This window comes from Soehngenia sp., assembly GCF_055108775.1.
Genome location: NZ_JBSQIL010000076.1, coordinates 1 through 8,214, shown reverse-complemented (window position 1 = coordinate 8,214; position 8,214 = coordinate 1). Strand labels below are relative to the sequence as shown.

The following is an 8,214-nucleotide window of genomic DNA, read 5'->3' as shown; positions in this document are numbered from 1 at the left end:
TTGCAATATTTCTTCGTTTGAATAGCCTTGTTTTGCCATCTCAATAGCTCCGTATTGGCTCATACCTACACCATGCCCATAGCCTTTTCCTATGAATGTGAATGAGGATACGTTATTATTTGTGGTCAAATCCCTTACACCATTAGTATCTAATACTTTTATAGATGGGTTACTTACTTGTTTAAGCCCTTTATCTGTTAGAGTGAAAATTTTTCCAAACCCGAAATTTATATTAGTTCTTCCGTTCTCTGTTATCAAAGAATATTGATTAGTATCAAAATCTTGGTTTTTTTGTATATCGAAAAGAGTGCTTTTAAAGTTTGAGTTACCCATTATAGAGCGAAATTTTTCTCCCGATAATAATGTTGTTTTATCAGATGAAACAATCTTTATGGTTTTAACTCTACCAGATTCAGTTCTATCTAATATTTCTATATCTACTAAGCTGTTTATGTTTATGCCATTATTTCTTAAACTATTTTCAATTACTGCACTAGAAAAAGTTATATTCCAATTGCTATTAGGTGAATTAAATGAAAAAGGATCTGGAGTAGCCACTAAATATGGTACTCTATTTCCCCAGACATTGTAGCTGCTCTCTGTGTGTCCACCAGAAGAAGAGTGGAAAACTGCATCGATTATTGAGTCATTATAATAAATAACATAATTCTTTGTAAGGTCAACTGCTGAATTTGTGTTAGAATTCTCTGCTCTTTGTCCTCCATATACTTGGCAATGTGTAGTATCACACAGATTGTATCCTTCTGTAATATGCTTGTTGATATTTTTTAGTGAATATGTTCTAGAGGCAATTGCTTGAGCCTTTAAAGCCTCAATAGGAGCTGAAGTTGGTATCTCTTTTGGAAGTACACCATATAAATATTCTTCTAATGAAATATGATTTATTATATAAAAAGCATTACTTTTGTTATATATTTTAAAACTTCCACGATATGGTATACCATTATATTGAATAAAATCATTTGATTTTGGTAGAATTTCGTAGTTATCAATAAAGCTTAATTCAATTATCTTATTGTAGTTTTGGTCATTAATGATATAAAATTCTGAGTTTACAAAAGTAATGTGAATTTCATCTAGATCTAAAACAATATCATTGTCTGTATTTTTTAGAATAAAGCCGCTTTTTGAACTTAGTGATATTTTATCGTTTAACGAATGAGCCTTACCAATTCTTATATCAATAAACTGATCATCAGATGCGAAAGACTCTGAATTAAACAAAAATAGAACTATTAAAATACTTAAAATTATGGACTTTTTAATCTTATTAATCATTCACTCACCTCACTCTTCATATTTTAGATTAAAATGTTTATAGGCTTTCTTAGTTGCCACCCTTCCTCTAGGAGTTCTATTAATAAATCCAATTTGAATTAAATATGGTTCATATACGTCTTCAATAGTTGTTTTTTCTTCTCCTGTGGCTGCAGCTAAAGTATCAATTCCAACAGGCCCACCACTAAAATTTTCAATGATAGTTAGTAATATTTTCCTATCTAGATTGTCTAGTCCAAGTTCGTCAATCTCCAATAGATCAAGACCTTTTTTTGCAGTTTCGAATGTTATTATACCATTTTCAACTACTTGGGCATAATCTCTTACCCTTTTTAATAACCTGTTAGCTATTCTTGGAGTTCCTCTTGAACGACGAGCAATCTCGACAGCACCTTCTTTATCGATACTTATATTTAGTATTATAGCGGATCTGTTGATTATGTCTGTCAAGCTTTCAATATCATATAATTCTAAATTTAGCAAAACTCCAAATCGATCTCTTAGGGGAGATGTCAACAACCCAGCTCTAGTTGTTGCTCCAATAAGTGTAAACCTAGATAAATCTAATCTTACAGATCTGGCTGAAGGACCCTTTCCTATAATTATATCCAATGCATAATCTTCCATTGCAGGATAAAGTATTTCTTCTACTGTTCTGTTAATCCTATGTATTTCATCAATAAATAGAACATCATCATCCGATAAATTTGTGAGAATGCTAGCTAAATCTCCTGCTCTTTCAATTGCAGGACCTGATGTAACTCTAATGTTAACTCCCATTTCATTTGCTATAATATTTGCTAAAGTAGTTTTACCTAACCCTGGAGGACCTACTAATAAAACATGGTCTAATGCTTCATTCCTGCCCTTAGCAGCTTGTATGAAAATTTCTAATTTGTTTTTAACTTTATCTTGACCAATATACTCATTTAGCCATTTTGGCCTTAAAGTATTATCTGCTTCTATATCTTCAAATAATGTATTGCGAGCAATTATTCTATTTGTATTTTCTTCCATTTTATCACCTGTTTGATAATTTTCTCAAAATTTGTTTTATTATTTCTTCAATTTCTAAGTTTTGTATATCTATCTCATCCAACACTTTTTTTATTTCATATTTATTATATCCAAGAGAAGTGCAAGCCTCTATTACTTCTTCAATTTTAGAAATATTTGCTGAGTTTTCTGCTTTTTCAAAGTTGTTATAAATACTCGAAAGATCGATTTTATCTTTCAACTCTAAAATAATTCTCTCAGCAGTTTTTTTTCCTACCCCAGGACATTCGCATAACTGCATAACATCATTAGAAACAATGGCTTGTTTTAGTCTAAAAGTACTAATAGATGATAATATTGAGCAAGCTAACTTTGGACCAACTTTAGACACAGAAATAAGCAATTTAAAAGTTTCGATTTCTTCTATTGTATTAAATCCATATAGAGATACCCCATCCTCACGAATAGCTAAGTATACATAAAATAACATCTTATCAATCTCGGAATTTATATTTGAAATTGTATTATTGGATGTCATTATTCTATAACCTATCCCATTATTCTCAATTATTACATAATCTTCTCCAATATGTACTATATTACCCTTTAAATATTCTAACAAAATTTCACCTCTTTATTTCATCAAAAATAAATCTTTAAATTTATAGCAGCTCGAATGACAAATGGCTACTGCAAGAGCATCTGCAACATCATCAGGTTTTGGAATTTCATCTAGATTTAATAATGTTTTTACCATAAATTGAACTTGTTGTTTGTCAGCCCTTCCGTAACCAACAACAGATTGTTTAATTTGAAGAGGTGTATACTCATATATTTCTAACCCGTTCTTAACTGCACTTAATATTTCTACTCCTCTAGCATGTCCAACTGTTATCGCAGTTTTTACATTCTTATTAAAAAACAATTCCTCTACTGCCATATCTTTAGGTTTAAAGTATTCAATTATTTTATTTAATTCATCAAATATAATGTTGAGTCTATTTGGCATCGATAGGTCAGAAGATGTTAAAATTGGTCCATAATCTATTGCCCTTAATCTATTTCCAGTGCTTTCTATTATACCGTAGCCAACTGTAGCAATTCCAGGATCAATCCCAATAATTATCATATTAAACTCCTTTTAAAGTACTATAAAAGTATTTTATCACAATTCCATAAAAATTGCTAAGCAATACCCCCTCATTTTTAACGAGGGGGTATCAATTATTGTCCAAATTCACCTATTTTAAATCCTTCTCTTTCTAGCTTATTAACTAAACCATCAATATCTTTAGAATCTACTCTTAGAACAACTTTCATGATCCCCATAACTTTTGCATCGAGCACTGTTAAATTCATAATATTGATGTTTTCCCTTTTTAACAATTCAGTTAATCTGGCCAACTGACCTGGAATGTCGAACATGTGCACTACCAATCTATGACCTATATCAAATCCAAAAATTTCTGAAAAAGCTTTAAAAATTGCTGAATGGGTTAAGATCCCAAGAAAGTTATTCTTATCATCAACTACAGCTAAAAATGGTGTTCTAATACTATTTAATAAATATGATGCTTTTTCAATTAGTTCATTCGCATTAATGTATTTTACATCACTATTATAAATGTCTCCTACCTTATAATTATCCAAATAATACTCTTTACTCTCTAATTCTTCTTCAAAATATTTTCTAAAAATAGCTTCTTTCATTAAAATACCAACAATTTTTCGATCTTCTACTACAGGTAATGACAAAAAATCCTTACTGTTAATTTTTTCTAGAGCTTGTCTTACACTCTCTTCTGGATTCAGGACTGTCAAGTCTTCTAACTTAATTAAATGATTGCGAACGTACATAATCATCCCCCTTTATATCTATCTATATCGCTTCAAAACTCTGTCATTTAAACCATTCCAAAATGCATCTTTGTATAATTTGTTTGAGTTTCTTGTAATTATTGTAACTGATTCATTAAAAATAGATAATAATTCTGTATCAGACAAAAATGTGGTACTATCTAATGAAATTAGTCGTTCATTATCATAATTTATCTTAAGCTGATTATCAAGATGTTTGTTTAAATTCATAACTTTAGGTTTAATTATCTTTTCACAATAATATTCAATTAAATCATCTAAATAACTATAATAGTCATCTGACTCTTTGAGAGAATTAAAAACTCTTTCTTTAAATTCTTTAACATTTTCATTAGTTATATCAAATTGAAATAGAAATTTTTTATTGTATAAAGTATTTATATCATAAATTTCAACAGCTAACTTTTCCAAAATGTTAGCCTTTTTTATATCAGCAAATCCTTTCTTATAGCCATCAAGATATAAAAGAAGTTCTAATCTATTTATGTCCTCATGAATAAGCATCCCTAAATTTGAAGCTATTAAAGTATTGTCTTCTTTAAACTTTAATAATTTAAGAACGGAATTTTTTATATGCTGAATTGTTACATATTTCGGGTAAATATTCCTAATATTATCTTCTATATCATAAAGATTTATTAATATGTGAATGCTATTCAAATCATTCTCGTATAAAAAATTCCTTTTTAATCCTTCGTATATATTATTATAAGTATTTTCACTTAATGTCATTTGATAGCACTCACCCTTCATATAAATATATAGAGTAAGATAATTATACTACAAAACTAAGTCTAATACTTATAATAATTTAACATTATTTATTACATTCTTTTAACAATTACAATAAAAATATATTATTTTCTTTACAAGAATTTAACTCTATTTCTGGCCAAACTGATGCTTGAACTTGACCTATATGTTTTGTTTGTAAGAAAAACATGCAGATACGCGATTGTCCAATTCCTCCTCCAATAGTAAATGGTAATTCGTCGTTAGTAATTAGTTTGTGATATTCATATTTCAATCTGTAATTGCAGTTGGTGAGTTCAAGTTGTTTTTTTAAGCTCTCTTTATCGACTCTAATACCCATACTAGATAGTTCTATCGCTTCATCTATCGCAGGACTATAAAACAGAATATCGCCATTTAATTCCCAGTCATCATAATCTGGTGATCTAAGATCATGTGGTATACCAGATTTTAAATTTCCGCCTATTCTATGAATAAATACGGCTCCCTTATCTTTAGTAATGATATTTTCCCTTTCCTTTGGAGACTGATTTGGATATAAGTCTTCTAAATCTTGACTATCAATAAAAAATATTTCATCTGGTAATATTTTCTTTATGTTATGAGGGAATTTTTCGCTAAGAAAATTTTCAGTATTTTTAAATACTTGATATATTTGTTTTACTACTTCAAATAGATATTGAGTATTTCTATCTTCATAGCTTATAATCTTCTCCCAATCCCACTGATCAACATAAATTGAATGTGTTTTATCTACGTATTCATCTGGTCTAATAGCATTCATATCTGTATATAAACCTTCGTATTTATTAAACCCATACCATTTTAAAGCCATTCTTTTCCATTTTGCCAAGGATTGCACAATTTCAACTTTTTCATTGTACTTCCTCATTTCAAATTCTACTGCTCTCTCTTTCCCGGTTAGGTTATCATTAAGACCAGTTCCAGATTTTACAAAAAGTGGAGCAGATACTCTTGTTAAATTTAATGCATTTGATAGTTCCTTTTCAAAATAATCTTTTATTGTTTTAATAGCAATTTGTAATTCCCTAGGTTTAAACCCGCTAACTAGCATATTTATCACTCCTTAAAATTTTATATAAAAAAATCGTCCTCAATATTAAAGGACGAATAAATTCGCGGTACCACCTTATTTAGCATAAGCTCACCTCAAAACATACAGATTTCTCGATATGTTTAGCTTATAACGGGCTACCCGTCTTAACCTACTATAATCTAAAATTATTTCGGCTAAAAATCTCAGTGGCGTTTTTCATATTGACTCTTGTATTAGGATCTCACCACCCCTAACTCTCTTAGACTAAGATTTCAATATTACTCTTCACATCATCGACAACTAACGTATTTACTTATATTTGAAATGCCAAAGCATCTTGCCCTTCTAGTACTGATTCTCTCAATGAATCAATTATAAAAAATGTTATTTTTTTATTTATAAAAGTAGCAAAATCTAAATCATTAATAAAACTTGCAGAATGACTATATTCATCAACAATTTCATCAATATATTTTTTTATTGTCTTTTTAGTATTAAATAAATTTAACGAATATAAATCTATATCTGGAATATTGATTTTTGTTTGAGGATTAGCAAAGTCATAAGTTTTTGCAAATTCATTTAAATTATTCTCATATTTTACATGTTTTACCATAGAGTCGGAAAATGTCCACCTCTGAGCATGTGGATAACAAACATAGTCTGTTAAATAATGAGAAATTATACCTATTTTCTTACTTAAAGATGCAATCCCAATTTCTTGGGGGACTATAGAAATATCTACATATTTAGTTAAAATTATAGTCTTTAAAATTTCATTAACAATATAATTTATACTCTCATCTTTGTAATGTCTTATAAATTTATATTTTGGCAGATAATCAGGTGCAATGCTCCACCATGTTAATTTATCACTATCTAATTTTATACCATATTGATATTCAACTTCATCATATATTATATTTGCAATTATTTTATGTGTTTCAGCTAAAATATTAACACCTTCTTTTTTATTCAATGTGTTAATAATAATATAAATAATACTATATGTCAACCATAAAATTATATATTTTTGTTAAATTCTCATAAAATAATTGTTATATATATCATATTTCTCTTTACTAAAAAGTACAAAATTTATATTTTTAATATTTTGGTTTATTATTGCAAAATTCAATATAGCTTTATAAATTATTTGTAAAGTTTCTTCTACTGGATAGCCATATGCTCCTGTCGAAATAGCCGGAAAAGAAATGCTGTTTAGGGTATACTCATCTGCCAGTTTCAAAGAATTAAAGTAACAATTATAAAGTAAAAGTGATTCTAATCCTTTATGACGGCCATATATCGGCCCTACTGTATGTATTATATATTTACATTTTAAATTTCCCGCTGTTGTAATACACGCCTCCCCAGTTGCACATCCTCCATGTTTCTTACATTGTTCTAATAAAGAGGGACCAGCTTTCTTATGTATAGCTCCATCTACTCCTCCTCCTCCAAGCAATGAATTATTAGCTGCATTAACAATCGCATCTACATTCTCTTCGGTTATATCCCCTAGCTTTATATTTATTTCAATATTCTGTATTTTCATGATACAAAACATCTCCTTTTGATTGGTGTACCCTGAGGGATTCGAACCCCCGACCCCTTGATTCGTAGTCAAGTACTCTATCCAACTGAGCTAAGGGTACATTTAAAAAAAAAGAAGAATTAAGATTCTTCTAATAAATGGAGCGGAAGACGAGATTCGAACTCGCGACCCTCGCCTTGGCAAGGCGATGCTCTACCACTGAGCCACTCCCGCATGTTATTTTATTGGTGGAGGAGACTGGATTTGAACCAGTGAAAGCTGAGCTAACGGATTTACAGTCCGTCCCCTTTGGCCAACTCGGGAACTCCTCCTTAACTTATGGAGCTGGCGAGAGGACTTGAACCCCCAACCTACTGATTACAAGTCAGTTGCTCTGCCAATTGAGCTACGCCAGCATGTTTTGGCGACCTGGAAGGGACTCGAACCCTCGACCTCCAGCGTGACAGGCTGGCATTCTAACCAGCTGAACTACCAGGCCACTTTTTTAATGCTTATGGTGGGCACAATAGGGCTCGAACCTATGACCCCCTGCTTGTAAGGCAGGTGCTCTCCCAACTGAGCTATGCGCCCATAATCATTCTCTTATTAAAATATTTTATGGTGACCCTACCGGGATTCGAACCCGGGTTACCGCCGTGAAAGGGCGATGTCTTAACCGCTTGACCATAGGGCC

Annotated in this window: 9 protein-coding genes, 7 tRNA genes and 1 other annotated feature; all 16 genes read right to left on the bottom strand. The window is 30.6% G+C overall.

Going from position 1 to position 8,214, the window contains the following annotated elements:
• Positions 1 to 1,299: SpoIID/LytB domain-containing protein (locus ACTB1H_RS08415; RefSeq protein WP_463262397.1), on the bottom strand; the 1,299-nt coding region annotated here is incomplete at its 3' end.
• A gap of 9 nt (positions 1,300 to 1,308) precedes the next feature.
• On the bottom strand, positions 1,309 to 2,316 hold the full coding sequence (gene ruvB, locus ACTB1H_RS08410; protein ID WP_463262396.1) for a Holliday junction branch migration DNA helicase RuvB: 1,008 nt from the start codon (positions 2,314 to 2,316) through the stop codon (positions 1,309 to 1,311).
• 4 nt (positions 2,317 to 2,320) lie between these two features.
• Positions 2,321 to 2,917, bottom strand: a complete 597-nt coding sequence (gene ruvA, locus ACTB1H_RS08405; RefSeq protein WP_463262395.1) for a Holliday junction branch migration protein RuvA — start codon at positions 2,915 to 2,917, stop codon at positions 2,321 to 2,323.
• A 12-nt stretch (positions 2,918 to 2,929) separates the two neighbouring features.
• Entirely contained in the window at positions 2,930 to 3,424 is a 495-nt protein-coding gene (gene ruvC / locus ACTB1H_RS08400; protein ID WP_463262394.1) for a crossover junction endodeoxyribonuclease RuvC, read from the bottom strand.
• 95 nt (positions 3,425 to 3,519) lie between these two features.
• On the bottom strand, positions 3,520 to 4,152 hold the full coding sequence (locus ACTB1H_RS08395) for a CBS domain-containing protein (protein WP_463262393.1): 633 nt from the start codon (positions 4,150 to 4,152) through the stop codon (positions 3,520 to 3,522).
• An 18-nt stretch (positions 4,153 to 4,170) separates the two neighbouring features.
• Positions 4,171 to 4,905 (bottom strand): hypothetical protein, encoded by a 735-nt coding sequence (locus ACTB1H_RS08390; protein WP_463262392.1) that lies wholly within the window; start codon positions 4,903 to 4,905, stop codon positions 4,171 to 4,173.
• 109 nt (positions 4,906 to 5,014) lie between these two features.
• Positions 5,015 to 6,001, bottom strand: a complete 987-nt coding sequence (gene asnA, locus ACTB1H_RS08385) for an aspartate--ammonia ligase (RefSeq protein WP_463262391.1) — start codon at positions 5,999 to 6,001, stop codon at positions 5,015 to 5,017.
• 45 nt (positions 6,002 to 6,046) lie between these two features.
• Positions 6,047 to 6,286, bottom strand: a binding site (T-box leader).
• 10 nt (positions 6,287 to 6,296) lie between these two features.
• Complete coding sequence (locus ACTB1H_RS08380; RefSeq protein ID WP_463262390.1) at positions 6,297 to 6,962, bottom strand: zinc dependent phospholipase C family protein; 666 nt, start codon at positions 6,960 to 6,962, stop codon at positions 6,297 to 6,299.
• A gap of 57 nt (positions 6,963 to 7,019) precedes the next feature.
• Entirely contained in the window at positions 7,020 to 7,541 is a 522-nt protein-coding gene (locus ACTB1H_RS08375) for a macro domain-containing protein (protein WP_463262389.1), read from the bottom strand.
• A 23-nt stretch (positions 7,542 to 7,564) separates the two neighbouring features.
• Positions 7,565 to 7,641: transfer RNA gene (locus tag ACTB1H_RS08370), tRNA-Arg, on the bottom strand.
• A gap of 38 nt (positions 7,642 to 7,679) precedes the next feature.
• Positions 7,680 to 7,754: transfer RNA gene (locus ACTB1H_RS08365), tRNA-Gly, on the bottom strand.
• A gap of 12 nt (positions 7,755 to 7,766) precedes the next feature.
• Positions 7,767 to 7,852 (bottom strand) — tRNA-Tyr (locus ACTB1H_RS08360).
• An 8-nt stretch (positions 7,853 to 7,860) separates the two neighbouring features.
• Positions 7,861 to 7,936, bottom strand: a tRNA-Thr gene (locus ACTB1H_RS08355).
• 6 nt (positions 7,937 to 7,942) lie between these two features.
• Positions 7,943 to 8,019 (bottom strand) — tRNA-Asp (locus ACTB1H_RS08350).
• 16 nt (positions 8,020 to 8,035) lie between these two features.
• Positions 8,036 to 8,111 (bottom strand) — tRNA-Val (locus tag ACTB1H_RS08345).
• Between the two features lie 28 nt (positions 8,112 to 8,139).
• Positions 8,140 to 8,214: transfer RNA gene (locus ACTB1H_RS08340), tRNA-Glu, on the bottom strand.

Bases quoted from the DNA above. Each gene is read 5' to 3' on its own strand.
- ruvB (WP_463262396.1), bottom strand. From the start codon at position 2,316: ATGGAAGAAAATACAAATAGAATAATTGCTCGCAATACATTATTTGAA.
- ruvC (WP_463262394.1), bottom strand. From the start codon at position 3,424: ATGATAATTATTGGGATTGATCCTGGAATTGCTACAGTTGGCTACGGT.
- ACTB1H_RS08395 (WP_463262393.1), bottom strand. From the start codon at position 4,152: ATGTACGTTCGCAATCATTTAATTAAGTTAGAAGACTTGACAGTCCTG.
- ACTB1H_RS08390 (WP_463262392.1), bottom strand. From the start codon at position 4,905: ATGACATTAAGTGAAAATACTTATAATAATATATACGAAGGATTAAAA.
- asnA (WP_463262391.1), bottom strand. From the start codon at position 6,001: ATGCTAGTTAGCGGGTTTAAACCTAGGGAATTACAAATTGCTATTAAA.
- ACTB1H_RS08375 (WP_463262389.1), bottom strand. From the start codon at position 7,541: ATGAAAATACAGAATATTGAAATAAATATAAAGCTAGGGGATATAACC.